This is a genomic window from Pseudomonas sp. A125 (genome assembly GCF_055409485.1).
In genome coordinates, this window is sequence record NZ_JBUZVP010000002.1 from 342,220 (window position 1) to 367,530 (window position 25,311).

Below are 25,311 nucleotides of genomic sequence, written 5' to 3' on the forward strand. Positions count from 1 at the left end.
GTGACGCGCGAGCCACGATGGCGCGCAGTTTACACGCCACGATAATGAATGACCTCTCAGTCACCGCTGACGAACGGTCATCACTCCCGTGAGCAAGGTCCCCTGCCGACGATTGCCGGTGTTTTTGGAGGTGCCCTTGTGTGCCGATGAGCATCAACCGCCAGGTTCGCCTAGGCGACTTTCTTTTCACCGGAGAGTAACGAGGAATCCATGAAGGTTCTTGTAGCTGTCAAACGCGTTGTCGATTACAACGTGAAAGTTCGCGTCAAGGCGGACAATTCCGGCGTCGACCTCGCTAACGTCAAGATGTCGATGAACCCTTTCTGCGAAATCGCCGTGGAAGAAGCCGTACGCCTGAAAGAGAAAGGTGTTGCGACTGAAATCGTCGTCGTTTCCATCGGTCCGACCACTGCTCAAGAGCAGCTGCGTACCGCCCTGGCGCTGGGTGCCGATCGCGCCATCCTCGTCGAATCCGCTGAAGAGCTGACGTCCCTGGCCGTTGCCAAGTTGTTGAAAGCTGTTGTCGACAAGGAACAGCCTTCGCTGGTGATCCTCGGCAAACAAGCCATCGACAGCGACAACAACCAGACTGGCCAGATGCTGGCTGCGCTGACCGGTTACGGCCAGGGCACCTTCGCCTCGAAAGTCGAAGTGAGCGGCGACAGCGTTGCTGTGACCCGTGAAATCGACGGCGGCGCGCAAACAGTTTCCCTGAAGCTGCCAGCCATCGTCACCACCGACCTGCGTTTGAACGAGCCGCGCTACGCGTCCCTGCCAAACATCATGAAAGCCAAGAAGAAGCCGCTTGAAGTGCTGACTCCGGACGCTTTGGGCGTTTCCACCGCCTCCACCAACAAGACCGTAAAAGTCGAAGCGCCGGCTGCACGCAGCGCGGGCATCAAGGTCAAGTCGGTGGCTGAACTGGTCGAGAAACTGAAGAACGAAGCGAAGGTAATCTGATCATGACTATCTTGGTAATCGCAGAACACGACAACAAGGTTGTGGCCCCGGCCACCCTGAACACCGTGGCCGCTGCCGCCAAAATTGGTGGTGATGTTCACGTATTGGTTGCTGGCCAGAACATTGGCGCGGTGGCAGAAGCCGCTGCAAAAATCGCTGGCGTGAGCAAAGTACTGGTCGCCGACAACGCGGCCTACGCTCACCAACTGCCGGAAAACGTTGCCCCTCTGGTCGCAGAGTTGGGCGCTGGCTACAGCCACATCCTGGCTGCCGCTACTTCCAACGGCAAAAACATCCTGCCACGCGTTGCTGCGCAGCTGGACGTTGACCAGATCTCCGAGATCATCTCGGTCGAAAGCGCCGACACCTTCAAGCGCCCGATCTACGCCGGTAACGCTATCGCCACCGTGCAGTCCACTGCGTCGGTAAAAGTCATCACCGTGCGTGCCACCGGTTTCGACCCGGTTGCTGCTGAAGGTGGTTCGGCTGCGGTTGAAGCGGTATCTGCTGCTCATGACGCTGGTACTTCCAGCTTCGTTGGCGAAGAGCTGGCCAAGTCCGATCGTCCGGAACTGACCGCTGCCAAGATCGTCGTTTCGGGCGGTCGTGGCATGCAGAACGGTGACAACTTCAAGCACCTGTACGCCCTGGCCGACAAGCTGGGCGCCGCGGTTGGCGCTTCCCGCGCGGCCGTCGACGCAGGTTTTGTACCCAACGACATGCAGGTCGGCCAGACCGGCAAGATCGTTGCGCCACAGCTGTACATCGCGGTCGGTATCTCCGGCGCGATCCAGCATTTGGCCGGTATGAAAGACTCCAAGGTGATCGTTGCGATCAACAAGGACGAAGAAGCACCGATCTTCCAGGTGGCTGATTACGGCCTGGTGGCGGACTTGTTCGAAGCCGTACCCGAGTTGGAGAAGCTGGTCTAATCCAGCCGCTTCACTTATAAAGAGCCCGGTCTTTTGACCGGGCTTTTTTTTGTCCGGAAATTTTCGAATCGGAGAACCTGCCATGCAATTGCGTCCCTGGACTGTGCTGCTGGCCTTGTCGCTGCTGCCGACGGTATCGCTGGCGGCCGGCAAATGTGATCGCCTGGTGATCACCGGCAGCCCGGATGCACCGCCTTACCTGTGGCGTGATCCCCAGGCACCCACGCACCTGATCGGCGCCACCGCCGACATGTTGCAGCAAGTGGCCAAGGACCTCGGGGTGAAAATCGACTTGCTGTACGGCGGTAAACGCTCCGCGGCCCTGGACGAAGTGCGCAGCGGGCGCATGGACCTCCTCGCCGATGCGCCGCTGACCGTCGACGCCCTGGACTCCCTGGACTACATCCACCCGGCCTTGGTGCAGACCGATTATCTGGTCTGGACCCGCAAGGATTCGACCCTTGCCTACAACCAGGCCAGCGACCTGCACGGTCACAAGGGCGCCGTGTCGGAAAGGGCGCGCCTGAGCCGCGGTTTCGAAACCTTCGCCGGTGAGCAACTGACCCTGCAACGCTTGCCCACCTTGACCCCGGCGTTCCAGAAATTGCTGCTGGGGGAAGTCGACTACGTGCTCGCCGGGCGTTATTCCGGCATGGCCATGGCCCAGACGTTGGGCATGAGCAACGACCTGGTGGCGCGCGAACTGCCCATCGACCAACCGGGCCTGTACCTGGCCATTTCCCACAACTCTGCCTGCAACGATCCGTGGTTGCGCGGACAGCTCGCCAAAAAGATGACAGAATTGCCCGCGTCCGGTCTGGCGGAAACCGCGCTGCAGAGCAATCTTGCGCGCTGGAAAGCGCAGTTGCAGCAACCCGTCGGCACCCCAACAAAGTAGGGATTTTCAGTGACTATTCGACCTCTTTTCGCGGCCCTCGCCGTTGTAGCTCTGGCGGGATGTGCAGCCGATCCTGCGCCGAATGAACAAATGCGCCTGACCCAGCAAGCCCTGGAACAAGCCAACGCCGTGGGCGCCGTCGCCGAAGACTCACCCGAGCTGAAGCTGGCTGAAGGCAAGTTCACCCGGGCAAAGGCCGACATGGTTGATGAGTCCTACAAGGACGCCCGCATGCAGGCTGAAGAAGCCGAGCTGGACGCCCGCCTGGCAGAAGCCCAGGTGCTGACCCGCAAAAGCCAGGAACAACTGAACGTGCTCAACACCCGTATCACCCGCCTGCGCAAGCAACTGCAGTTGGGAGACGCCCAATGAGCCCGTTGATTCGAGGGTTGAGCTGCGTGGTGTTGCTGGGCAGTGCGCTCGGCGGTTGCGCGACCCATCCGGACAGTAACCTGGCCTTGCAACAGGCCAGCAGTGACTTCCAGAAGGTCAAGGAAGACTCGAATGTGCTGCGTATTGCGCCCAAGGACGTGATTCGCGCTGGCGAATCCCTGGCCCGTGCCGACCGGTTTTCCAGCTTCTGGGGCAGCGGCGCCGATGTGGCGCATTACGCCTACTTGAGCCAGCGCTACAGCGCGATTGCCCGGGAACACACCGAGCAAGCGCTCAACCAGGAGCGCGGCGTCAAGCTGGAACTGGAGCGCCAGCGCCTGCAACTGGCCCTGCGGGAAGCCAAGTTGAGCAGCGTGCAGCAACAGGGCAAATGGCTTGAGGCACAGATCGCCAGCCTGACCACCGTCCAGACAGATCGCGGGTTGGTGATGACCTTGGGCGACGTGCTGTTCGACACCGGCGAGGCAGAGTTGCAAAACTCGGCCAACCGCACGGTGCTCAAAGTCGTACAGTTTTTGCAATTGAACCCCAAGCGCGTGGTGCGCATCGAGGGCTACACCGACAATACCGGTGGCGAGCCGGAAAACCTCAAACTGTCCCGGGACCGCGCCCAAGCGGTAGCGGATGTACTGAGCGACCTGGGGATTGATGAAAAGCGTATCCAGGTAGAAGGCTACGGTGATCAGTACCCGGTAGAAGTCAACGCTTCGGAGCGTGGCAGGGCGCAGAACCGCCGGGTCGAGATTGTGTTCTCTGATGAGAAAGGCCAGCTGGGCGCTGCCCGCTAAACCTGATTCTCAAGGTGAAAGGTGATTCCTGTGGGAGCTGTCGAGCCCAGCGAGGCTGCGACAGGAGCGCCTCGGTGGACCTGCGAGACCGCAGTGCCTGCATCGCAGCCTCGCTGAAGCTCGACAGCTCCCACATAAGCCCGATCAGTGATCGGGTTTTTTATGCCCGCGATTCAGTTCGCCACCCTTACAGTTTTTTCTATCACTGCCGCGCGTGCTCGACTATTGTGGCAACTGTCCCCGTACACTTCTAAACTGTGCCGGTATGTTTCACACAAAAATAAAATACCCGTGAAATCGAGTGCTGCGTCATGACCAATCTGTTGCTCTACCAACGTATCGCCCAGCAACTGGCTGAGGATATCCGCCGCGGTGTCTATCAACCGGGCGAGCGCGTGCCTTCGGTGCGCAAAATGAGCTCCCAGCTCAACGTCAGCCACGCCACCGTGTTGCAGGCCTACGCGAACCTGGAAGACCAGGGTTTGATTCGCGCACGGCCGCAGTCCGGGTATTACGTGCACCAGACGCCAGCGCTCACCGCGCCCACGCCGGACATCGCCCGGGTCGAGCGTCCGGGGTTGGTCACCCGCAGCAGCATCATTCAACAAGTATTGGTGGAATCCCGCCGCGAAGGCGTGTTCCCGCTGGGCGCCGCCGTGCCGAGTGTCGACTACTTGCCCGTGCGGGCGTTGCACCAGCAACTGGCCAAGGTCACGCGGTTCCAGAGCCCACGGGCATTCAGCTACATGTTCAGCCCGGGTTTTGAACCGTTGCGCCGCCAGGTGGCGATCCGTATGCGCGATGCCGGGGTGGTGGTCGACCCGTCCGAAGTGGTGATCACCCACGGGTGTGTCGATGCGTTGCAGATGTCGTTGCGGGTGCTGACGCGGCCCGGCGACTTGATTGCCGCCGAGTCGCCGACGTATTACGGCTTGTTGCAACTGGCGGATTTGCTTGGCCTCAAAGTCATCGAAATCCCCAGCGACCCGGCCACCGGCATGAGCCTGGAAGCCCTGCAACTGGCGGCCAACCAATGGTCGATCAAGGCGCTGGTGCTGACCACGCGCCTGAGCAATCCGCTGGGCGGCACCATGCCCGAGGAGCGGCAGAAACAATTGCTGCGCCTGGCGTCGGATTTCGATATCCAGGTGGTTGAAGACGATATCTACGGCGAATTGATGTTTGAGCTGGGCCGCACCAAGGCGCTAAAGGCCTATGACCGCCTGGACCGGGTCATCTATTGCTCCAGTTTCTCCAAGACCTTGTCACCGGGCATCCGCATAGGCTGGATGATCGCCGGCAAGTACCAGCAGGAAATCCAGCGTTTGCAGATGTTCAGCACCCATTCGGCGTGCAGCGTGACGCAGATGGGCACGGCGGCGTACCTGGAAAACGGCGGTTACGACCGACATTTGCGCTATATACGCCAGGAATATCGCAAGAATCTCAGTGCCTTCCAATTAGCCGTGCAGCAGTATTTTCCCGAGGGCACACAGATGACCCGTCCGACCGGCGGTTTTATCCTGTGGGTCAGTTTGCCCGGCAGGGTCAATACGCAGGAACTGCACGTGCGCGCGTTGCAGCAGGGCATCAGCATTGCACCGGGGTTGATCTTCAGTAATACAGAACAGTTTAACCACTGTATTCGCCTGAACTGCGGTACGCCGTGGAACCGCGAGGCGGAGCGCGCATTGATGACCCTCGGCATGCTTGCAAGCCAGTTATGCCAGGAAACGGCCGCAGGGTTTTGAGGCACGAAAAGGGGGCACAACGGGTAGCTGGCTAATTACCATGCTTGTCATGCCGCCCTCAACAAGCGAGCATATGGCCTTCTGCCGTTAATGCTGCTGGCGATATGACTTATACCTTTCCTGCTGCCCTGCTGATCTGCGTGTTAAGCCTGTGTACCGCGAGTGCCGTGCTGGCGGCCCCTGCCAGTGAAACGGTGCCTGCTGCCAGCAGGCAGCAAAACGCCCCGGCAAAAAAGGTGATTCCAGCCAAGAAGGCACCGGCGAAAAAAGCAGCGCCGGTTAAAAAGCGTGCCCCTGTTGCCAGTAAATCCAAATCGGCCCACGAAGTCGCCAAGACACCGCTACCGCCCGCGCAGCTGGATTTAAGCCTTCCCTCCAACATGGTTCGCCACCTGCAACCCCTTGGCACCATGCCGCAGCCGAAGAATGTGCCACTGTTGCCGCCGATGTTTGCCGAAAAACCCACCGACAACAGCGCGTTCCAGATCAACGGACGCCTGCTCAGTAACGAAATGCAACTGCAACTGCGCAACGAAGAGCGGCGCGAAGTTGAAGGGGCGGCGCTGGATTTTGAATTCAAGCAATAAACCCGACGAGTAAAAGTGACGCGCACCCCTGACCTTCTGTCGCAGACTGATCAGTCACGTTTGTTTTCAGTGAAAAACCCCTGTTAAGCCAATTTAAAACGTCTGTTTAAGGGCGTAGTCTTACGTGGCCATAACGCTAAAGTTGTCGAGGATCTGTTCTTCATGAAATGCCGTGAAGGCTGTGGCGCTTGCTGCATTGCCCCATCCATCAGTTCTGCGTTGCCGGGAATGCCTGCCGGCAAACCTGCGGGCGAACGCTGCCTGCATCTGTCGGTCGAACAGCTGTGCCAGTTGTTTGGCCAGCCAGAGCGGCCGGCGGTGTGCAGTTCGTTCCAGGCGGATATCGAGGTCTGTGGCAACAGCCAGGCAGAAGCGATCAAGTTGATCGGTTGGTGGGAACAGATGACGGCGGCTTAGTGGGCTGTTCAAAGTACTGAACTTCAACAATAAGGAATAAGACCATGGGTTCACTGAAACGAATTGCTGTGTTGTGCGGTTTTACCGTGTTGTTCGCGGGTGCAGCACACGCTGAAGACTGGCAGACCGCCAAGGATGAAGACGGCATCAAAGTGTCGTTGAGTGAAATTGCCGGCTCCAAATACAAGGCTTATCGCGGTGTGACCACCATCAAGGCGCCGCTGGCCAAGATCCAGGCGTTGCAGGAGGACGTGGCGGGGGCCTGTTCCTGGATCCACGAATGCAAGTCGCAAAAACTGCTCAAGCAGGACGGCGACAAGAGCTGGACCTACACCCAGTTCAAGGCACCGTTCCCGGTGACCGATCGCGATTCGATCCTGGAGATCACCACCACCAAGGCCGCCGATGGCAGTGTCACTCGCAAGCTGCTGGAAGTGCCGACCTACCAGCCCGAAGTCAAAGGCTATGTGCGCGTGGCGCAGGTTGATGGTTACTGGAAGCTGGTGCCTAAAGGCGACAACCTGACCGAAGTGACCTACCAGGTGCACACCGAGCCAGGTGGCAGCGTGCCGTCGTGGCTGGCCAACAAGTTTGTGGTGGACGCACCGTTCAACACCTTGAAAGCCCTGAAAGAACACGCCGAGAAGTAAGCGCCCTTTGATCGTGTGCCTCCTGCCTTGATTGGAACGATTTGCGAGCCATCAAGGTCCAGATATGTGTAAGCCCACTCTTGGGTTTTATCGAGGAGGCACTGATGCCAAAGTGGAATGTTTCCTTCACTGACGATGATGGTCAGATAAAGGTCGTGCAGTTCGACTGTGAGCACGAGCCTACCTTGGAAGAGGCCGCGCACTTGCTTCGCAATCGTGTCGCGCCAGCTTTGAAAGAACTGGATCTCAACGACCTGGAAGGTCGTACCGAGAAGCCTACGGTCAAGAGTTTGAAAGACCTGAACAGCATTGAAATCCTCACTGTCACCAAAGACGCCTGAACATTTCCTGTACGTCCTCCATGACCCTCTGGTGGAGGTGATAGCTTCGCGCTACTCTGCAATCGAGATCAGCGAAATGAATCGCTAAGGTCTGGTCTTGTCAGCTACATGCTTGTCTCCCAGCGGCGACCTCATTGCCGTAACACCCGCGCCCTTGCAGCGCGGGCCATGGGACGCACGGAAAGTCTATCCATCAGTTTGAGGAGGACGTTTCATGAGCACAGCCTATCAAGAAGACATCAGCACCAACGTGTTGCGCCGCATGAAAGAGGGCGGCTTTGACTTCTCGCGTTTCCACCCCATCGAGTTCTACGCCATTTTCCCGGATGAGGAACGTGCGCGCCGGGCTGCGGGTCGGTTTCGTGGAGAATCGCTGAATGCCCAGGTCAGCGCGCGGGATGACGGCGCCTGGTACCTGGAACTGAGCAAAATCATGTTCGCCACCTACGACGGCATAGGAGACTTTGAGCAAGACTTTGAGGCGGTGGTCGAGCCCTTGGGCGGGATCATTGAAGGATGGGGCGTAAAACAGGAGGTGCGTGGGTTACCCATGTAGCAGGATGAACAACTTCACAGCGTATCGGCTGACCTTTGGGTCGGCCGTTTTTGTTTCTGGATCGGGAAAAATCCTGCACAAAAAAAAGCCACCCGAGCAGGGTGGCCAAAGGGAAGATCGCAAAGGAGGAGAGCGATTCGGTACAAGCGATGTTGCTCAATGGATGAAGCTGTAGGACCTGTCCTGTTCAGCTGATGGAGGTGATTATCCGCAAGGATAGCCGGGCAGTGAAATCAACTCTGACTATGCTGTTGATAGTCATGGCCTGCATTGCAATGAGGCGTCGCCCATGACAGCGGGCATTTGCTGCACCGGGACGGTGCAGTGAGGTCTGCGCTTATATCCAACTGATTGATACTTAAGTGTTTATGCCGCTGGCACGGGCCTTGCGATGGTTCTTGCGTCCGGGTGACAAGGAGTACGGCATGATCCGCACTTATTATGATGAGATGTACGACGGGGCAGGGCTGGTGCGCCCCCATTACCGCGAATTTGCCCGCTGGTTGGCCGAGACGCCCCCTGAATTGCTGGCCCAGCGCCGGCGCGAAGCCGATTTGCTGTTTCACCGGGCCGGCATCACCTTCACCCTCTATGGCGATGAGCAAGGCACCGAACGCCTGATCCCCTTTGACACGATTCCGCGCAGTATTCCGGCCAGCGAATGGCGGATTGTCGAGCGTGGCTGCATCCAACGGGTGAAGGCGCTGAACATGTTCCTCGCCGACCTGTACCACGAGCAACGCATCATCAAGGCCGGGATCATCCCTGCCGAGCAAGTGCTGGCCAACGAGCAATACCAGTTGGCGATGCAGGGCCTGGACCTGCACCGCGATATCTATTCCCACATCTCCGGCGTCGACCTCGTACGCGATGGCGACGGTACTTACTACGTCCTCGAAGACAACCTGCGCACCCCAAGCGGTGTGAGCTATATGCTCGAAGACCGCAAGATGATGATGCGCCTGTTCCCCGAACTGTTCGCCGCCCAGCGCATCGCGCCGATCGACCATTACCCCAACCTGCTGCTCGACACCCTGAAAAGCTCCAGCCCGCTGGATAACCCCAGTGTGGTGGTGCTGACCCCGGGGCGTTTCAACAGTGCGTTCTTCGAGCATGCGTTCCTGGCCCGGGAAATGGGTGTGGAACTGGTAGAAGGTGCCGATCTGTTCGTGCGTGATGACCGTGTGTTCATGCGCACCACCGATGGCCCCAAAGCGGTGGACGTGATCTACCGCCGCCTCGACGATGCGTTCCTCGACCCGCTGGCCTTCAACCCGGGCTCGATGCTCGGCGTACCGGGCCTGCTGGCGGCGTATCGCTCGGGCAATGTGGTGCTGGCGAATGCCATCGGCACCGGGGTCGCGGATGACAAGTCGGTGTACCCCTTCGTCACCGAGATGATCCGTTTTTACCTGGATGAAGAGCCGATCCTGAAGAATGTTCCTACATTCCAGTGCCGTAATCCCAGTGAACTGTCCCACGTGCTGGCCAACCTTCCGGAGTTGGTGGTGAAGGAAACCCAAGGCTCCGGTGGCTACGGCATGCTGGTCGGCCCAGCAGCTACGGCGGCAGAAATCGAAGCCTTCCGCGCACGCATCAAGGCCAAGCCCCACGCCTATATCGCACAACCCACTCTGTGCCTGTCGACCTGCCCGACCTTTGTCGAGAACGGCATCGCCCCACGGCATATCGACCTGCGTCCATTCGTGCTGCAAGGCAAGGAAACCCGCGTGGTCCCTGGCGGCCTGACCCGTGTGGCGCTGCGCGAAGGCTCGCTGGTGGTCAACTCGTCCCAGGGCGGCGGTACCAAAGACACCTGGGTGGTCGAGGATTGAAATATGTTGAGTAGAACTGCCTCGGATTTGTATTGGATGTCGCGCTACCTGGAGCGCGCGGAAAACCTCGCGCGGATGCTCGACGTCAGCTATTCGCTGTCGCTGATGCCCCAGGACGGGCGTGGCGATGGCCTGCATGAACTGGCGATGCCGTTGCTGATCACCGGCACCCTCGACGATTACCGCGAGCGCCACGGTGAGCTGCACGCCGAACGTTTGTTGCACTTCTTCGCGCTGGATGCCGCCAACCCGGCAAGCATCTACAGCTGCCTGGGTTCCGCGCGGGCCAGTGCCCATGCGGTACGTGGGCGAATTACCGCCGACATGTGGGAAAACATCAACGCCACCTGGTTGGAAATTCGCGACATTGCCCAGCAGGGCCTGAGTCGCTATGGCATGAGCCGGTTCTGTGAATGGGTCAAGGAGCGTTCCCACCTGTTCCGGGGCGCCACCTACGGCACCATCATGCGTAACGACGCGTTTCGTTTTATTCGGTTGGGCACGTTTATCGAGCGCGCCGACAACACCCTGCGCCTGCTGGATGCCCGTTACGAAATGGCCGGCGACCAGGCCGAAGCGGTCACCGATGGCACCGCCCACGCCTACTATCAGTGGAGTGCGTTGTTGCGGGCCTTGTCGTCTTTCGAGGCCTACACCGAAATCTACCGCGACGCCCCCGGCGCCCGGCAAGTCGCCGAACTGTTGCTGCTGCGCGCCGACGTCCCGCGTTCGCTGCGCGCGTGCAGTGAAGAGATCGACCAGATCCTTGGCAGCCTGCCCGGCATCAACGGGCGCCCGGCCCAGCGCCTGGCGGCGGAAATGGACGCGCGCCTGCGCTTTACCGCGATCGACGAAATTCTTGAGGAAGGCCTGCACGCATGGCTGACCGACTTCATCCCGCTCGTGCGCGAGTTGGGTGATGCTATTTACAGTTCCTACCTGGAGGCGGCATGAGACTTTCCATCAGCCACGAAACCACCTACCACTACGAAGACCAGGTGCGTGCCAGCATCCAGTACCTGCGCCTCACGCCCCACGACAGCGAGCGCCAGCACGTCCTCAGCTGGCAGTTGGACCTGCCCCGGCCGGTGCGAGCGCAACTGGACCCGTTCGGCAACATCCTGCACGTGCTGACCATGGACGAGCCCCACGAAGCCATCATCATCGGTGCCCGTGGCCAGGTGGACATCGACGAATTGCGCGAGGCCGAGCATGAAAGCCAGTCGGCGTTTCCGTTCCTGCGTTGCACCCGTTTGACCGAGCCGGACGAGGCCCTGCGCAGCTTTGCCGAAAAGCACTGCCACCAGCGCCGCGACCGCAGTGCGTTGATCGACCTGATGCATGCGTTGAACCAGTACATGACCTATTCGCCGGGCGCTACCGAAGTCGACACCTGCGCCGCCAAAGCCTTCGCGGGGCGTGCCGGGGTGTGCCAGGACCATACCCACGCCTTCCTCGCCTGCGCCCGCAGCCTGGGGATTCCGGCGCGGTATGTGTCGGGGTATTTGTACAGCGAAGACTGCGAGCACCTGGCCAGCCATGCCTGGGCCGAAGCCTGGCTGGATGATGCCTGGTACAGCTTTGACGTGACTAACCAACTGGCCCGGCCAGAGCGGCATTTGAAGCTGGCGGTGGGCCTGGATTACCTGGACGCCTGCCCGGTGCGGGGCATGCGTCGTGGGGGAGGGCATGAGCAGATGCATGCCAAGGTATTTGTGGCGCCGACACCGGTGATATCGGTGCAGCAGCAGTAGGAAAGCTCTCTGTGCCAGGAAAGCTTTTTGTGGCGAGGGAGCTTGCTCCCGCTGGGCAGCGAAGCGGCCCCAAAGCATGCCCCCGAGTTCTGTCTGGAGAAATGTGATTGTCTGATTGGGGCTGCTGCGCAGCCCAGCGGGAGCAAGCTCCCTCGCCACAGGTTTACCTGAGCCTTAAGGTTGTTTCCTGCCTGCCATATGCTTCAAGTACCCCACCAGCAGATCCAGGTCCGCATCCGGCAGCACGCTGGTGGCAAACGCCGGCATCTTCGCCTGCGGCCAATGCCGCATGCTTTGTGGGTCGCGGATATAACGCTTGAGGAAATCGCCGGCGAAATATTCAGTGGGGTTGTACGGAATATTCAGGTCCGGCCCCACCTGCGCATCGCCGGCGCCGTTCAGGCGATGACACGCCAGGCAGTTCTTCTGGAACAGCGCGAACCCTTGATTCACCGGGTCATTTGCCGTCAGTTTCGGGTCTGGCAACAGCGCCGGAAAGCGCTCCGCCACCGTCTTCAATTGCTTGATCCCCGAGATCTGGAACGGCCACTGCTCAGGGCTGATGTTTCCTGACTGCGGATTCGTCCACACCAGATAAAACGGCCCGGCACTGGGTTTGCCATCCGCCAGCGGCGGCCACGGATGCGCCGGATCTTCCACCGCCAACCAGGCACGCGCGCCGCTTTTTGAAAGCAGCGGCGCCGCCGTCAACTCTGCGGCAAAGCCGTCCAGGGCCACCGCCTGCAGATGATTCTCCGGCTTGATGCCCGGCAACAGCGCCGCCAGTGGCACTGCCCGATAGGTCATGTTGCGCTTGTAGGAAACGTCATCAACGATCTGCACCGTCTGTACATCCGGGCGCTTGAGCAGTTCGATTGTTTCCCAGGTTTTGCTGGCGTGATCCAGCTCGATGGTCAATTGCGCGGCAGACACCGGCACGGCCAGCAGCAGGGTCAGGAGGAGGATGATCTGTTTCAAGGAAGGGCCCGTGTTTGAGTGTCGATGCGAATGCACGATACCGCAAAACAACCTGAAACCGGCGCGCAAAACGGCAGCCCCTAACGGGATCGCTATACGCAATATCCCGAAAGGCGCTGCCAAAGGCTGCGATCCTGGCGCTGTGTGTGCGCAGAATGTGGAGTGCGAGTGGTCACCCAATGACCTTGGTCAGATTGGGCAAGATCAGAATCAGGGTGGTGGCGAAAAGAATAAGTCCCGCCTGACGTACTTTCGAATGTTTGAACATGGCTGACTGCCTTTTGTTGTTATTCCTGAGCGTCAAATGCGTGCCGGTCGATTTAACTATGACGGTACTACATGACTCTTTTCTTACAGTTCCTACAGGTGCTCCAGCAAAACCCGGCAGCAACCTTTTACTTCTCTTACAGATTCAACCTTAGAGCCCTCGTTCTACATGGCTTAGATCCATTTCGTCTCATCTCATGAGGGATTCTGCTTAAAAAGGCATGAGGCCAATTGCCAGCCAGACGCCAGCCCTACAGCTAGACAGCTAAAACGATTAATCAACCGATTCGCGTAGCCTCCTACCGTTCGTCTGAGCGTGACCGTCAAGGTCAATGAGCGGTTCGGTCATTGAATCCGGCGCCCCGGCGCCTAAGGTAGGGGCACGATTCGTTGCACAGTGATTCGAGGACGTCATGACCCAAGCTTTGATCTTTGATGCGATACGCACGCCCCGTGGCAAAGGCAAGGCCGACGGCGCCTTGCACAGCGTCAAGCCGGTAAACCTGGTGGCGGGGTTGCTGGCCGCGCTGCAACAGCGCACCGACCTCGACACCCGGCAAGTGGATGACATTGTCCTGGGATGCGTCACGCCGGTGGGCGACCAAGGCGCCGACATCGCCAAGACCGCCGCGCTGGTGGCGGACTGGGACGTGAGTGTCGCCGGTGTGCAGGTCAACCGGTTTTGCGCCTCGGGCCTGGAAGCGGTGAACCTCGGGGCGATGAAAGTGCGCTCCGGCTTTGAAGACCTGGTGGTGGTCGGCGGTGTCGAGTCCATGTCCCGCGTGCCCATGGGCAGTGACGGCGGCGCCTGGGTGCTCGACCCGCAAACCAACCTGCACAGCCACTTCACCCCGCAGGGCATCGGCGCCGACCTGATCGCCACGCTGGAAGGCTTCACGCGCCAGGACGTGGATGCCTTTGCCCTGCACTCACAGCAGAAAGCGGCGCGGGCCAGATCAGACGGATCCTTCAACAAATCGCTGATCGCAGTGCAGGATCAAAACGGCATCGTGTTGCTGGACCAGGACGAGTTCATCCGTGCCGACTCGACGCTTGAAGGCCTCGGCAAACTCAAGCCCAGCTTCGAAATGATGGGCCAGATGGGGTTCGATGCCACGGCATTGCGGGTCTACAGCCACGTCGAGCGCATTAACCATGTGCACACACCGGGCAACAGTTCCGGAATCGTCGATGGCGCCGCGCTGATGCTGATCGGTTCCGAAGCAAAGGGCCGCGAACTCGGCCTGCAACCCCGGGCGCGGATCGTCGCCACAGCGGTCACCAGCACCGACCCCACTATCATGCTCACCGGCCCGGCGCCGGCTACGCGCAAGGCGCTGGCGAAAGCGGGGCTGCGGGTGGAAGACATCGACCTGTTTGAAGTCAACGAGGCGTTTGCCTCAGTGGTGCTCAAGTTCATCAAGGACATGGGCATTGACGCTAGCCGGGTCAACGTCAACGGCGGCTCCATCGCCATGGGCCACCCGCTGGGCGCCACGGGCTGCGCGATTCTCGGCACCTTGCTCGACGAACTGGAGGTGCGCCAGCAGCGTTACGGCCTGGCCACCCTGTGTGTCGGCGGCGGCATGGGTATCGCCACCATCATCGAACGCCTCTGAGCCCAAGGAATCAGTCATGACCGATGCCATTCGTTACGAAAAAGGCCAGGACCAGATAGTGGTGCTGACCATCGACATGCCCGGCCAGAGTGCCAACACCATGAACGGGGTGTACCGCGAGGCCATGGCGGCCACCGTCGCCCGGTTGCACGCCGAGAAGGATTCGATTGCCGGTGTGATTATCACCTCGGCGAAAAAGACCTTCTTTGCCGGCGGCGACCTCAATGAGCTGATCAAGGTCGATAAGCCTCACGCCAAGGCTTTCTACGACAGCGTGTTGGTGTTGAAGGCGCAGTTGCGCACCCTGGAAACCCTCGGCAAACCAGTGGTGGCCGCCATCAACGGCGCCGCGCTGGGCGGCGGTTGGGAGATTTGCCTGGCGTGCCAGCACCGCGTGGCGCTGGACCACACGTCAGTGCAGATCGGCCTGCCGGAAGTCACCCTCGGGCTTTTGCCGGGCGGCGGCGGTGTGGTGCGCATGGTGCGTATGCTGGGGCTGGAAAAGGCCTTGCCCTACTTGCTGGAAGGTAAAAAGATTACGCCACAGCAGGCGCTGCAAGCCGGGCTGATCGATGAACTGGCGGCTGACCACGACGAGCTGCTGGCCAAGTCCCGGGCGTGGATTGTGGCCAATCCAGAGGCGAAACAGCGCTGGGACATCAAGGGCTACCAGATCCCCGGCGGCACGCCGTCCAGCCCGAAAGTCGCACCAATGCTCGCCATTGCGCCATCGATACTGCGCGCCAAAACCAACGGCTGCTTCCCGGCCCCGGAGAAGATCCTGTGTGCTGCCGTAGAAGGCGCCCAGGTGGATTTCGACACCGCGCACCTGATCGAGACGCGCTACTTCACCGAGCTGGTTACTGGGCAAGTGGCGAAAAACATGATTGGCACCTTCTGGTTCCAGCTCAATCAAATCAACGCCGGCAGCTCGCGGCCCGAGGGTTTTGCGCCGTATGTGACGCGCAAGGTCGGCGTGCTCGGCGCCGGGATGATGGGCGCGGGCATTGCTTACGTCAGCGCTTCGGCAGGCGTTGAGGTGGTGCTCAAGGACGTCAGCCTGGCGGCGGCGCAGAAGGGCAAGGCACACTCGGCAGCGTTGCTGGACAAGAAGGTCGGCCGTGGGCAATTGACCGCCGAACAGCGGGAAACCATCCTCGCGCGGATTCTTCCTACTGAATCCGATGCTGATCTTGCCGGCTGCGACCTGATCATCGAAGCCGTCTTCGAGGACCGTGAGCTGAAGGCCAGGGTCTCGGCGGCCGCGCAAAGCGTGGTGGGTGCCGAAGCGGTGATCGCCTCCAACACCTCCACCTTGCCCATCAGCGGGTTAGCCTCCGCCGTTCCAGACCAGGGCAAGTTTATCGGCCTGCACTTCTTCAGCCCGGTGGACAAAATGCCACTGGTGGAAATCATCAAGGGCGCCCACACCAGCGACGAAACCCTGGCCCGAGGTTTCGATTTCGTACTGCAAATCAAGAAAACCCCGATCGTGGTGAATGACAGTCGCGGGTTCTTCACCTCGCGGGTGTTCGGCACCTTCACCAACGAAGGCATCGCCATGCTCGGCGAAGGTGTGGCCGCGCCGATGATCGAGACCGAGGCGCGCAAGGCCGGCATGCCTGTGGGGCCGCTGGCGGTCTCTGACGAAGTTTCCCTCAGCCTGATGAGCCATATCCGCCAGCAAACGGCCAAGGACCTACAGGCCGAAGGTAAGCCGTTACCCCAGCACCCGGCATTTGCAGTGATCGACCTGTTGCTCAACGAATACAGACGCCCGGGCAAGGCGGCGGGTGGAGGCTTCTACGATTACCCGGCGGGCGGACAGAAACACCTGTGGCCGGAGCTGAAAAGCCGCTTTGAAAAGCCCGGTCAACGGATCTCGGCGCAGGACGTGCGCGATCGCCTGCTGTTTATCCAGGCCATTGAAACCGTGCGCTGTGTGGAGGAGGGCGTATTGATGTCGACGGCGGACGCCAACGTCGGCTCGATCTTCGGTATCGGCTTTGCCGCCTGGAGTGGCGGGGCGCTGCAATTCATCAACCAGTACGGCCTGAACGACTTTATCGCCCGCGCCCGCTACCTGGCCGAGCAATACGGTGAGCGCTTCACACCGCCGGCGCTGCTGTTGGAGAAAGCCACACAGGGTGAAGTGTTTCGGTGACCAAATGTGGGGCTTGCCTTGGAAGGGTATTTCAAGGCAGGCTCTGGGGGTGTTCATTATTCCCATCGCCGTGTCAGGTATTTTTTATGTCGTTACGCGTGTGCATCCTGGAAACCGATATCCTGCGTCCTGGACTGATCGATCAGTACCAAGGTTACGGGCAGATGTTCAAGCGCCTGTTCTCCAAACAGCCAATTGCCGCCGAGTTCGTCACCTATAACGTGGTGCAGGGTGAATACCCGGCGGATGGCGAAGTGTTCGACGCCTACCTGGTGACGGGCAGCAAGGCCGACTCCTTCGGCACCGATCCCTGGATCCAGACCCTCAAGACCTACCTGCTGGACCGCCATGCACGCGGTGACAAACTGATCGGCATCTGCTTCGGCCACCAGTTGTTAGCTCTGCTGTTGGGCGGCAAGACCGAGCGGGCGACCAAAGGTTGGGGCATGGGCATCCACGACTACAAACTGAACGCCAAGGCACCGTGGATGAGCCCGGTGGTGGAAGAGCTGACGCTGTTGATCAGCCATCAGGATCAGGTCACCACCTTGCCGGAAAACGCCACCGTGATCGCCTCCAGCGAATTTTGCCCGTTTGCGGCGTACCACATCGAAGACCAGGTGCTGTGCTTCCAGGGCCACCCGGAATTTATCCACGACTATTCCCGCGAACTGCTGGAGATTCTTCAGACAACGCTGGGTGAGAAGGTCTACACCAACGGGGTGGCCAGCCTGGAACGAGACCACCACGGCGTCACCGTGGCGGAATGGATGATGCGGTTTGTGGCGCACAAACCAAAAGCGGACGTGGCCTAATCAATTCGGGTTGATTGATTAGCTTTGTGTGGCGAGGGAGCTTGCTCCCGCTGGGGTGCGAAGCGCCCCCGCTTTTAAAAGCACGACTGCTGCGCAGCCGAACGGGAGCAAGCTCCCTCGCCACAACAGCAATCGCCACAAGAGCAGTTTTCTACAGCCAGCCTGAGCGCTTGAAGCTGGCCCACAACCCCGTACACCCCACCGCAATAAACCCCAGCACCGCAAAATAGCCGTAGTGCCACTGCAGCTCTGGCATGTTCTGGAAGTTCATCCCGTAGATCCCGGCCACCGCCGTCGGGAACGCCAGAATTGCTGCCCAGGCGGCGAACTTGCGCTGCACCACGCTTTGGCGCGAGGCTTCCAGCAACACCCCAATCTCGATGGTCTGGCTGGCGATATCCCGCAGGGTCGTCAGGTCTTCCATCTGCCGGGTGACGTGAATCTGCACATCGCGAAAATACGGGCGCATGTTCTTGTCGATAAACGGGAAGCTCAGTTTCTGCAACTCCTGACTGATCTCCACCATCGGCGCCACGTAGCGCTTGAGCCGCAGCACATCGCGGCGCAGGCCGTGGAGCTTCTGGATATCCGCTTCACTCAGGGAGTTGCACAACACGTTGCGCTCCAGCTCATCGACCTCGGCATGAATGGCCTCGCTCACCGGCTGGTAGTTCTCGGTAACGAAATCCAGCAGGGCATAGAGTACGAAATCTTCCCCATGCTCCAGCAACAGCGGCCGCGCCTCACAGCGCTGGCGCACGTAGCCGTAGGACGCCGAGTGGCCATTGCGGGCAGTGATGATGTAGCCGTTGCCGGCAAAGATATGGGTTTCGATAAACTCCAGCTTGCCGTTATCGCGCACGGGTGAGTAGGTCACGATAAACAGCGCGTCGCCGAAGGTTTCAAGCTTGGGGCGGCTGTGTTTTTCCAGGGCGTCTTCGATGGCCAGCTCGTGCAGGTTGAACTGGCGTTGCAGGTTGGCCAGTTCCAGGGCGCTGGGCTCCTCCAGGCCGATCCACACAAAGTGGTCGGGCTTGGCGGCCCAGGCGGCGCCTTCGTCGAGGGTGATATCGGTGACTTTCTTACCGGCGCTATAGACGGCGGCCGCAACAACTCTACCCATAGTGCTGATCGCTTCTTTATTGGATGACAGTTGTTGTGCAGCTTAGCCTGAACGCGCCCTCTGTAGGAGCGAGCTTGCTCGCGAAAAACCTGAGAGCGGCGGGTTAATCCAGAATGAACGCGTAATCGTTAACGTCCTTCGCGAGCAAGCTCGCTTTTACAGGGGGCGATTTCCAACTCTCGGTCCATTGCTTCAATACAATCTTTCATTTGCTCGCGGCAGGTCTGCATTAACAGCGGCATGTCATCCATCGTCAGCCCCTTCGTAGGAATCGGCGGCAACGAGCGAATCAGAATGTCGCCACTGTTCCAGCTGTTGAGCTTCATGTGCTTCACATACGTGCTGACACACACCTGCACAATCGGCACGCCCGCGGCGATCGCCATCTGGAACGCGCCTTTCTTGAACGGCAGCAACGTTTCGCCGAAGTTACGCGTGCCTTCCGCAAACACCCAGATCGACGTGTCCTTATGCTGCAAGGTGTGTGTGGTGGTGAGCATCGAGCGCCGCGCCTTATGTGCGTTGCCCCGGTCAATCAACACATTGCCCGCCAGCCAGAACAACTGGCCGAACAACGGCACCCATTTCAGGCTCTTCTTGCCGATACACACCGTGCGGTACGGCACCACGGTGCCGAACACAAACAGGTCATAGTTGGACTGATGGTTGGCAATGATCACGCAACTGCTGGGCTTGTTGCGCAGCGAGTCAACCTCAGCCCTTACCCGCAGGCGCAGCAGCCACATCGCCGGCACGGCATACAGGCGCTCGCAGTAACGGCTGTTGTCCGGGTTAAACGGCCGGCAGACCCCCAGCAGCACGCCCAGCACGCCGGCGATCATAAAATGCAGGCCCATCAACAACATGCGTAACAAAAAAAGCATCGACACAGCCCATCGGGACAAAAGGTGGCGCAGTGTACGGATGTGCACTGTATTCGGCAATTGCCCCTATAGAGTCGGGAGATAGGCGATGTTTAAGCGCATGTTTCAACATGCGGGGACAGATACTGTTTAGAGCGGTTGTAGGCAATCTGGAATTCTTTGTAAGAAAAAGCCCGACTCAAGGTCGGGCTTCGATTCAGCAGGTGCGGGTTTGATTAACCCATATGCCCCTGGTCCTGAATGATCGCGTCATCCAGCGCTTCCAGCAGCGCCTTACGCACCTTCAGCTTGGTGTGCTTGTGGGCGTTCATATTGATCTTCTTCAACTGGCGAGCCGCCTCCAGCGCGGCAGCCTGCAACTCCTCCGGCGCGACCACCTTATCCAGGAACCCGGCGCCCAATGCGTCCTGCGGGTTAAACATCTCGGCATTGATCACCGACCGGTGAAATGCCGACTTGCGCAGGCGATCGCGCGCCAGCTCGATCCCGGCGTGGTGCATGGTCATGCCGATCATCACTTCATTCAGGCCAATGCTGAACGGCCCGTCGACCCCAATCCGGTAATCCGCCGACAACAACAGGAACGCACCCTTGGCGACTGCGTGCCCCGGGCAAGCGACGATCACCGGGAACGGGTGCGACAACAGGCGGCGGGCGAGGGTCGAGCCCGACGTCACCAGGCTCACTGCTTCTTTAGGGCCAGCGGTCATCACCTTCAAATCATAGCCACCGGACAAAATCCCTGGCGTGCCCGTGATGATCACCACCGCCCGATCCTTCTCGGCCTGGTCCAGCGCTTCATTAAACGCACTGACCACTGCCGGCGAAATGGCATTCACCTTGCCGTTGCTCAGGGTCAGGGTCGCGATACCGTCTTCGAGGTGGTAGGCAATCAACTCACTCATGACGCGATTCCTTGTAATGCTTGTAATAGAAGGACAGACGGCAGACGTTACCCACCGCGCCCGCCCTGGTAAAGCGCCGTGACTGACTACCCAGTCAGACTTTTCCCGCATGCCCACCCGCAGGCAGCCTTCGGCAGGGCGCAGCAGCTACTATAGACAAGCGCCGTGTGTGCCCGAGAATGGCAGAATCGCCGTAGTGTGCATGGCGCCGCAGAGGGCTGGAACGGCATAACCGTCTAAGCGCATGAAAATTCTGAAAAAAACCTTTGCCATCGGAAAAGCTTTCGACTACATTAGCGCGCCTCGACAGACTGAATCAGTTTGACGAGATACGGTGAAGTGTCCGAGTGGCTTAAGGAGCACGCCTGGAAAGTGTGTATACAAGAAATTGTATCGAGAGTTCGAATCTCTCCTTCACCGCCAAATTCGATGTAAACAAAACCCCTGGTTTCGAGAGAAGTCAGGGGTTTTGTGGTTTCTAGGGTTTGAATACAGGGTTGTGCTAGAGAAATATTTTCTCTAGCATCTGTTCCCATGGCTACCCTTCACAGTGAACGAAACTGGAAAATAAAAATCTATCCCGACGACCACGCGCCGCCGCACTTTCACGTGCAAACGCCAGACGGAGAGTCGTTGGTTCAGATAGAAGGGCTGGTGGTTCTCGGCAAAGGTGCCGAAACCAAGGCCTTGAAAGCTGCCCTGCTTTGGGCAAGAGTCCATACCACTGATCTTTGGCGCGTATGGAATGAACAAAACCGGAGGAACTGACTTATGACCAGCAAGCTTCGCATCTCTGCTGTGCAATCAGTTGCCGGCAAGCATGCCATCGAAATTGAGTGGAACAACGGCAAGCGGCATACCGTTGATCTCACTGATCACATAAATACCTTTCCGGTTCTAAAACCGCTTCAGGACTTGTCTCTATTTGGTCGGGTTGAAGTCGGTGAGTGGGGCTTTGACGTGACTTGGGGCAATGACCTTGAGTTGTCCGCCGTCACCTTACATCGTTTGGCACTGGAGCAGTCCGGCGAGGTCATGCTGACGCAGGACTTCAGAAAGTGGATGCTCAACAACAACCTGTCGCTCTCCGCCGCGGCTGTAGAGCTGGGCTTCACCCGTAGGACTATTACTTCCTACAGCAGCGGGGCCGCTCTGATTCCCAAGCATGTAGGGTTGGCGTGCAAGGGGTGGGAATACGAGCATAAGGCTCGTGGCACGCGTTGCGTTTAGGTGGGTAATGTTCGCAAAAAAGGGATGACTGAGAGGTCGTCCCTTTTTCGTTTTTGCGGGATCAAGCCAATGGGTTCAGGAATACTGAGCAGCCCTCACCTGGAAAACTGGTTCGCCGAGTTTTAGTTTTCAGATTTGTCTTCGAGTCGCCAAACTCGGTCGCCATGAGGGCGACCGAGGGACTATCGGCTTGGCATCATCAAGCGGGGGAGTGCACACCTTCCGATTGATCTGTAGGAAATCACTCCGGTTGACGAGCTGCACCCTCTCAAGCCTGCACATACACCCAAGCCGTCAACCCTGAAGCCAGCCCCACCGAAACCCGCTTGTAGTCCGACACTTCATACGCATCCGCCGCCGCCAGCTCCTTCTCGGTAATCTGAAACACCATCCCCTCAACGATGTCTTCATTGCGCCCGCTCGGAGCAACGATCGGATGATGGGTCTTGCCACTGGCCGCCAACACCTCAGGGTCGGTAATTTCTACCCAGCTTTTTGAATACCCCAGCATCGCATCCTGCTGGCCCACCAACTCCCGCCCAAAGTTGGCCAACTGCACAGCCTTGTCCTGCAACGTGCCGTAGGAAAACAACAGCACGGGAAATTCGGTCGAGCGTTCCATCTTTGTTCCTTGAAAAAGTTAAGCCAACAAATCTTCGTAAAACGCACCATAAGCTCCGCTCGGGTGCGCAATCTGTATCTCCAGGATCCACAGCCCTTCATTCGGATACTGGTCAAAATCCCCAAGATCGCCGCCACGATAAATCGCATGCGGGAAATCGCTGACGCGGTGCCCTTTGATGTCCAGGTTCAACACCCAGCCCATGTCCTTCGCTTGCTCTTCGGCAAAACGATACAGCTCCAGGCCGACGACTTTGTCGTTCTTCCAGCGCTGTTCCACCCGGTCAAACAACGCTTTCGCCGCGCTCGCGCACGCGGCCATCTCGGGGTCGTTGCCGGTGCTGAACGTCGCCCCGGCGTCACCTTCATGGCCTTGCCACACGGCGCCCATGTCGATGAAGTAGATGTCGTTTTCCCCCAGCACCGGGTCGCCGTCGGAGCGCTCCTTGAAAGTTTTGAGGGTGTTGGCGCCAAAGCGCACCAGCAGGGGGTGCCAGATGCGCTGCATGTCGAGGTCGGCGAGGACTTTTTTGCCGAGTTCGCGGGCTTCGGATTCGAGCATGCCGGGGCGGATGAGTTTGGACAGCGCTTCGATGGCGCGCCAGGTCATGGCCTGGGCGTAGCGCATTGAGTCGATGCTGTAGGCGATGCCCACAGCTTCCTTGGATGATTGTGCGGTCACCGGCTTTTCCTCGGCTGTATAGTGTCAGGCGTTATGCGTTTTACTATATAGCGAGTAGATGTAGGACCCCAAGCGGATATGCCGGAATATGCCGATGTTTTCTGACGCGAGGGGTCTGGTGAATATGAGTGAGTCTAGGAGGAGGGGGTACCAGATGGTCAGTAGAAGATTCCCGCAAGATTGCCTTTTTCTACGAATTCACGCGGCTCGCGTAAAATTTGCTCCAGAATTGAGAGTCTTGAGCTGCCTTCTTCGCGTAGAAGGGTACCGACGAGTAGGCCTCTTTTAAGCGTCGCGAGCCCTGCGCCCGCCTTTCGGCTTCCTGGATGCTCAAAGCTCCACTTTGCCAGATTTCCATCCAGAAGCTGTCGGCCCGCAGTGTCTCGGAAGGTTTTGTTTGCGAAGTCGTAATAGGCATTTCGTACCTCCGGCACGTAGAAGGTCAGGGATTCATAGGTCGTTTTGGTCATACGCTGGATATTGCCAAGCGTGTCACCGTCAACCCAGTTCAGCGACGGAATGCCCAGTTGTTCATCACCGTCAATTTGCCGCAGATGGCGTCGGACATGGTCGGTTGTTTTGTGTTTGAGGGCGGATGAAAGCATTGCATCGGTTTTGCGGCGCGTTGCTATGTCCGATAGCCCGTCCGGGTCACCGATAAACTTGCGCTTTGTATTGGCTGAGAAGGCTCCCACAGCGGCGTATATACCGTTACCACCTCTGCCTGGCTCAACCCAACTTACATCAATCCAAAACTTTTTTGGCTTCACCATGCTTTTGAAGGGCGATGAAAATCCAGCTCTCAAATATGCAACCACGCCATCCCGCCCAACACCACGCTCACACCACCGGCGGTATACGCCATGCGTTTCAACCACTCCTTCCTTGTCAGCAACGTAATCGCGGCCAACGAAATCGCGATCTGAATCGCGGTCATCGCCTGTGCCCAGCGGTGATGCTGATGCAGCGCCTGCTCTGACTGTTCATCCCATTCTTTCGATGTGGCTTCGAGCTTTTCGGCCTGTTTGCGCACGTCTTCCTTCTGGGTTTTATAACGCTCGATCTCGTCGGTGTAGTGCTTGGCGTCGACGCCTGGGATATGCGTGGCCAGTTCCGCGAGGTTCTGCCGGCTGGATTTGGCCTGGTAGTAGTTCCACTGGTTGGCAGCTTCGGTCTTGAAGATGGCGGCGTTGTTTTTGTCCATCGCCGCTTCGCTTTCAGTAGAGCCTGCCTGATAGCTGAGCATGGCGCCGACGGTGGCCATGATGGCGGTCATTACGGCGATGCGGCTGGCGAAATTGTCCCCGCGGCCGTGGGCATGTTCGGTGGTGTGTTCGACGTGTTTTTCGTGGGGGCTGGGGACTTCGAAGGCTTCGGACATGGGGGCGTCTATGAAGGGATTGAGGGACTCTGATTCTTCACCAGCGAAGCTGTCTCAATCCTGTACGTAATGCTGCAAACCGGCCACCAGGGCATCAAAGGTGACGCGGCAGCGTGGGCTGTTGCGCAGGTCTTCGTGCATGGTGACCCAGGTGTCCATTTGCAGGGCAAATGCGTGCAGGCCGACTTCGATCACGCCGATACGCTTTGCCAGCAGTTGTTCCTGGCTGGGTCGGACCATTCGCACGGCGATGTCGGCTTCCAGTTGCAGCAGATCGAGCAGGCGGTTACTCAGCACCAGTTCGACCTTGAGGTGCGGATGCTGCCGGCGCAGGCGGGTGATGATCGGCGGCAGCACTTCAACGCCGATCACTTCGCTGGCAGATACGCGCACCACGCAAGCCTAGCGGCGCTTGATCAACCGCACATACACCGCGATGTTGATCAGCAGCACCAGCGCGCCCAGCGCCAACTGAATCTGCGGCGTCAGCCCGGCCGGGTAAATCAGAGCCAGGATGTAATGCTCGATAAACCCGCCGCCATAACCGTCCTGCCCGGCCAGGTGTCGAAACAGATTTTCCCAACGCGTCAGCGGGCAGGGCAGGTGGAACACTTCAACGGCGACGCCCCAGGCGGCAGCAGGCAGATGCAGCCACATCACCGGCCGCCATTTGAGGGCGAGCAAACCGCCAAACAGCACGAACAGAATAAACGTCAAATGAAACAGCACCAGGCCGTCGGCGGCGAAACGGTAGAGCATGATGGGGTTCGCTTTTTGAAG

29 protein-coding genes and 1 tRNA gene are annotated in these 25,311 nt (G+C 59.0%); 20 read left to right on the forward strand and 10 right to left on the reverse strand.

Annotation, left to right across the window (positions count from 1 at the left end):
- The first annotated feature begins 210 nt into the window (after positions 1-210).
- The 14 genes from ACZRN6_RS04650 to ACZRN6_RS04715 all read left to right on the forward strand — a co-directional run bounded on the left by ACZRN6_RS04650 (position 211) and on the right by ACZRN6_RS04715 (position 11,862).
- Positions 211-960, forward strand: coding sequence for an electron transfer flavoprotein subunit beta/FixA family protein (locus ACZRN6_RS04650; protein WP_078825741.1), 750 nt, complete (start codon positions 211-213; stop codon positions 958-960).
- A 2-nt stretch (positions 961-962) separates the two neighbouring features.
- On the forward strand, positions 963-1,892 hold the full coding sequence (locus tag ACZRN6_RS04655) for an electron transfer flavoprotein subunit alpha/FixB family protein (protein ID WP_322146773.1): 930 nt from the start codon (positions 963-965) through the stop codon (positions 1,890-1,892).
- An 82-nt stretch (positions 1,893-1,974) separates the two neighbouring features.
- A complete protein-coding gene (locus ACZRN6_RS04660; RefSeq protein ID WP_322146772.1) occupies positions 1,975-2,790 on the forward strand; it encodes a substrate-binding periplasmic protein in 816 nt (271 codons plus the stop codon).
- A 9-nt stretch (positions 2,791-2,799) separates the two neighbouring features.
- Positions 2,800-3,162 (forward strand): DUF4398 domain-containing protein, encoded by a 363-nt coding sequence (locus tag ACZRN6_RS04665; protein WP_322146770.1) that lies wholly within the window; start codon positions 2,800-2,802, stop codon positions 3,160-3,162.
- Entirely contained in the window at positions 3,159-3,971 is an 813-nt protein-coding gene (locus ACZRN6_RS04670; protein ID WP_464007311.1) for an OmpA family protein, read from the forward strand. Before ACZRN6_RS04665 ends, ACZRN6_RS04670 begins: the two co-directional genes overlap by 4 nt.
- Positions 3,972-4,282: 311 nt before the next feature.
- Positions 4,283-5,722, forward strand: coding sequence for an aminotransferase-like domain-containing protein (locus ACZRN6_RS04675; RefSeq protein ID WP_008434911.1), 1,440 nt, complete (start codon positions 4,283-4,285; stop codon positions 5,720-5,722).
- 104 nt (positions 5,723-5,826) lie between these two features.
- Positions 5,827-6,309, forward strand: a complete 483-nt coding sequence (locus tag ACZRN6_RS04680) for a translation initiation factor 2 (RefSeq protein WP_322146765.1) — start codon at positions 5,827-5,829, stop codon at positions 6,307-6,309.
- A 162-nt stretch (positions 6,310-6,471) separates the two neighbouring features.
- Positions 6,472-6,726, forward strand: a complete 255-nt coding sequence (locus tag ACZRN6_RS04685; protein ID WP_322146763.1) for a YkgJ family cysteine cluster protein — start codon at positions 6,472-6,474, stop codon at positions 6,724-6,726.
- A gap of 44 nt (positions 6,727-6,770) precedes the next feature.
- Positions 6,771-7,376, forward strand: a complete 606-nt coding sequence (locus tag ACZRN6_RS04690; RefSeq protein ID WP_322146761.1) for an START domain-containing protein — start codon at positions 6,771-6,773, stop codon at positions 7,374-7,376.
- 80 nt (positions 7,377-7,456) lie between these two features.
- Positions 7,457-7,717, forward strand: a complete 261-nt coding sequence (locus tag ACZRN6_RS04695) for a hypothetical protein (RefSeq protein WP_322148735.1) — start codon at positions 7,457-7,459, stop codon at positions 7,715-7,717.
- A gap of 214 nt (positions 7,718-7,931) precedes the next feature.
- Positions 7,932-8,273, forward strand: a complete 342-nt coding sequence (locus tag ACZRN6_RS04700) for a ribonuclease E inhibitor RraB (protein WP_003193463.1) — start codon at positions 7,932-7,934, stop codon at positions 8,271-8,273.
- 425 nt (positions 8,274-8,698) lie between these two features.
- Positions 8,699-10,108 carry a circularly permuted type 2 ATP-grasp protein gene (locus tag ACZRN6_RS04705; protein ID WP_464007312.1) on the forward strand — a complete coding sequence of 470 codons (1,410 nt, stop codon included), beginning with the start codon at positions 8,699-8,701 and terminating at the stop codon, positions 10,106-10,108.
- Positions 10,109-10,111: 3 nt separating this feature from the next.
- Entirely contained in the window at positions 10,112-11,062 is a 951-nt protein-coding gene (locus tag ACZRN6_RS04710; RefSeq protein ID WP_177071199.1) for an alpha-E domain-containing protein, read from the forward strand.
- On the forward strand, positions 11,059-11,862 hold the full coding sequence (locus tag ACZRN6_RS04715; RefSeq protein ID WP_322146744.1) for a transglutaminase family protein: 804 nt from the start codon (positions 11,059-11,061) through the stop codon (positions 11,860-11,862). Before ACZRN6_RS04710 ends, ACZRN6_RS04715 begins: the two co-directional genes overlap by 4 nt.
- Positions 11,863-12,036: 174 nt before the next feature.
- Here ACZRN6_RS04715 and ACZRN6_RS04720 read toward each other — a convergent pair whose 3' ends face one another.
- Entirely contained in the window at positions 12,037-12,840 is an 804-nt protein-coding gene (locus ACZRN6_RS04720) for a c-type cytochrome (RefSeq protein ID WP_322146742.1), read from the reverse strand.
- Positions 12,841-13,520: 680 nt separating this feature from the next.
- On the opposite strand from ACZRN6_RS04720, the gene ACZRN6_RS04725 reads away from it, so the two are divergent.
- From ACZRN6_RS04725 to ACZRN6_RS04735, 3 genes are all read left to right on the forward strand, one after another.
- The gene (locus ACZRN6_RS04725; protein ID WP_322146740.1) at positions 13,521-14,726 is read left to right on the forward strand and encodes an acetyl-CoA C-acetyltransferase; all 1,206 of its coding nucleotides are present in this window, start codon (positions 13,521-13,523) and stop codon (positions 14,724-14,726) included.
- Positions 14,727-14,742: 16 nt separating this feature from the next.
- A complete protein-coding gene (locus ACZRN6_RS04730; RefSeq protein WP_464007313.1) occupies positions 14,743-16,890 on the forward strand; it encodes a 3-hydroxyacyl-CoA dehydrogenase NAD-binding domain-containing protein in 2,148 nt (715 codons plus the stop codon).
- An 86-nt stretch (positions 16,891-16,976) separates the two neighbouring features.
- On the forward strand, positions 16,977-17,705 hold the full coding sequence (locus ACZRN6_RS04735; RefSeq protein WP_464007314.1) for an amidotransferase: 729 nt from the start codon (positions 16,977-16,979) through the stop codon (positions 17,703-17,705).
- Positions 17,706-17,856: 151 nt separating this feature from the next.
- On the opposite strand, the gene ACZRN6_RS04740 is transcribed toward ACZRN6_RS04735, so the two are convergent.
- From ACZRN6_RS04740 to ACZRN6_RS04750, 3 genes are all read right to left on the reverse strand, one after another.
- Positions 17,857-18,828: a magnesium and cobalt transport protein CorA gene (locus ACZRN6_RS04740; protein ID WP_322146734.1), complete on the reverse strand. Its 972-nt coding sequence runs from the start codon at positions 18,826-18,828 to the stop codon at positions 17,857-17,859.
- Positions 18,829-18,956: 128 nt separating this feature from the next.
- Complete coding sequence (locus tag ACZRN6_RS04745) at positions 18,957-19,712, reverse strand: lysophospholipid acyltransferase family protein (protein ID WP_464007315.1); 756 nt, start codon at positions 19,710-19,712, stop codon at positions 18,957-18,959.
- Positions 19,713-19,927: 215 nt separating this feature from the next.
- On the reverse strand, positions 19,928-20,617 hold the full coding sequence (locus tag ACZRN6_RS04750; RefSeq protein ID WP_322146730.1) for a crotonase/enoyl-CoA hydratase family protein: 690 nt from the start codon (positions 20,615-20,617) through the stop codon (positions 19,928-19,930).
- Positions 20,618-20,950: 333 nt separating this feature from the next.
- Here ACZRN6_RS04750 and ACZRN6_RS04755 point away from each other — a divergent pair.
- From ACZRN6_RS04755 to ACZRN6_RS04765, 3 genes are all read left to right on the forward strand, one after another.
- Positions 20,951-21,040, forward strand: a tRNA-Ser gene (locus ACZRN6_RS04755).
- Positions 21,041-21,151: 111 nt separating this feature from the next.
- Positions 21,152-21,385 carry a DUF4160 domain-containing protein gene (locus tag ACZRN6_RS04760; RefSeq protein ID WP_169385986.1) on the forward strand — a complete coding sequence of 78 codons (234 nt, stop codon included), beginning with the start codon at positions 21,152-21,154 and terminating at the stop codon, positions 21,383-21,385.
- Positions 21,386-21,388: 3 nt separating this feature from the next.
- Positions 21,389-21,847: a DUF2442 domain-containing protein gene (locus ACZRN6_RS04765; protein ID WP_464007316.1), complete on the forward strand. Its 459-nt coding sequence runs from the start codon at positions 21,389-21,391 to the stop codon at positions 21,845-21,847.
- Positions 21,848-22,115: 268 nt separating this feature from the next.
- Here ACZRN6_RS04765 and ACZRN6_RS04770 read toward each other — a convergent pair whose 3' ends face one another.
- The 6 genes from ACZRN6_RS04770 to ACZRN6_RS04795 all read right to left on the reverse strand — a co-directional run bounded on the left by ACZRN6_RS04770 (position 22,116) and on the right by ACZRN6_RS04795 (position 25,290).
- Positions 22,116-22,469, reverse strand: a complete 354-nt coding sequence (locus ACZRN6_RS04770) for a gamma-glutamylcyclotransferase family protein (protein WP_464007317.1) — start codon at positions 22,467-22,469, stop codon at positions 22,116-22,118.
- Positions 22,470-22,487: 18 nt separating this feature from the next.
- Positions 22,488-23,150 (reverse strand): M24 family metallopeptidase, encoded by a 663-nt coding sequence (locus ACZRN6_RS04775; RefSeq protein ID WP_464007318.1) that lies wholly within the window; start codon positions 23,148-23,150, stop codon positions 22,488-22,490.
- A gap of 158 nt (positions 23,151-23,308) precedes the next feature.
- Positions 23,309-23,968, reverse strand: a complete 660-nt coding sequence (locus ACZRN6_RS04780; RefSeq protein WP_464007319.1) for a hypothetical protein — start codon at positions 23,966-23,968, stop codon at positions 23,309-23,311.
- Positions 23,953-24,531, reverse strand: a complete 579-nt coding sequence (locus tag ACZRN6_RS04785; protein ID WP_322146720.1) for a DUF4337 domain-containing protein — start codon at positions 24,529-24,531, stop codon at positions 23,953-23,955. Before ACZRN6_RS04785 ends, ACZRN6_RS04780 begins: the two co-directional genes overlap by 16 nt.
- A 54-nt stretch (positions 24,532-24,585) precedes the next feature.
- On the reverse strand, positions 24,586-24,924 hold the full coding sequence (locus ACZRN6_RS04790) for a LysR substrate-binding domain-containing protein (protein WP_464007320.1): 339 nt from the start codon (positions 24,922-24,924) through the stop codon (positions 24,586-24,588).
- Positions 24,925-24,933: 9 nt separating this feature from the next.
- Positions 24,934-25,290: a DUF2784 domain-containing protein gene (locus ACZRN6_RS04795; RefSeq protein ID WP_322146718.1), complete on the reverse strand. Its 357-nt coding sequence runs from the start codon at positions 25,288-25,290 to the stop codon at positions 24,934-24,936.
- Between the last annotated feature and the right edge of the window lie 21 nt (positions 25,291-25,311).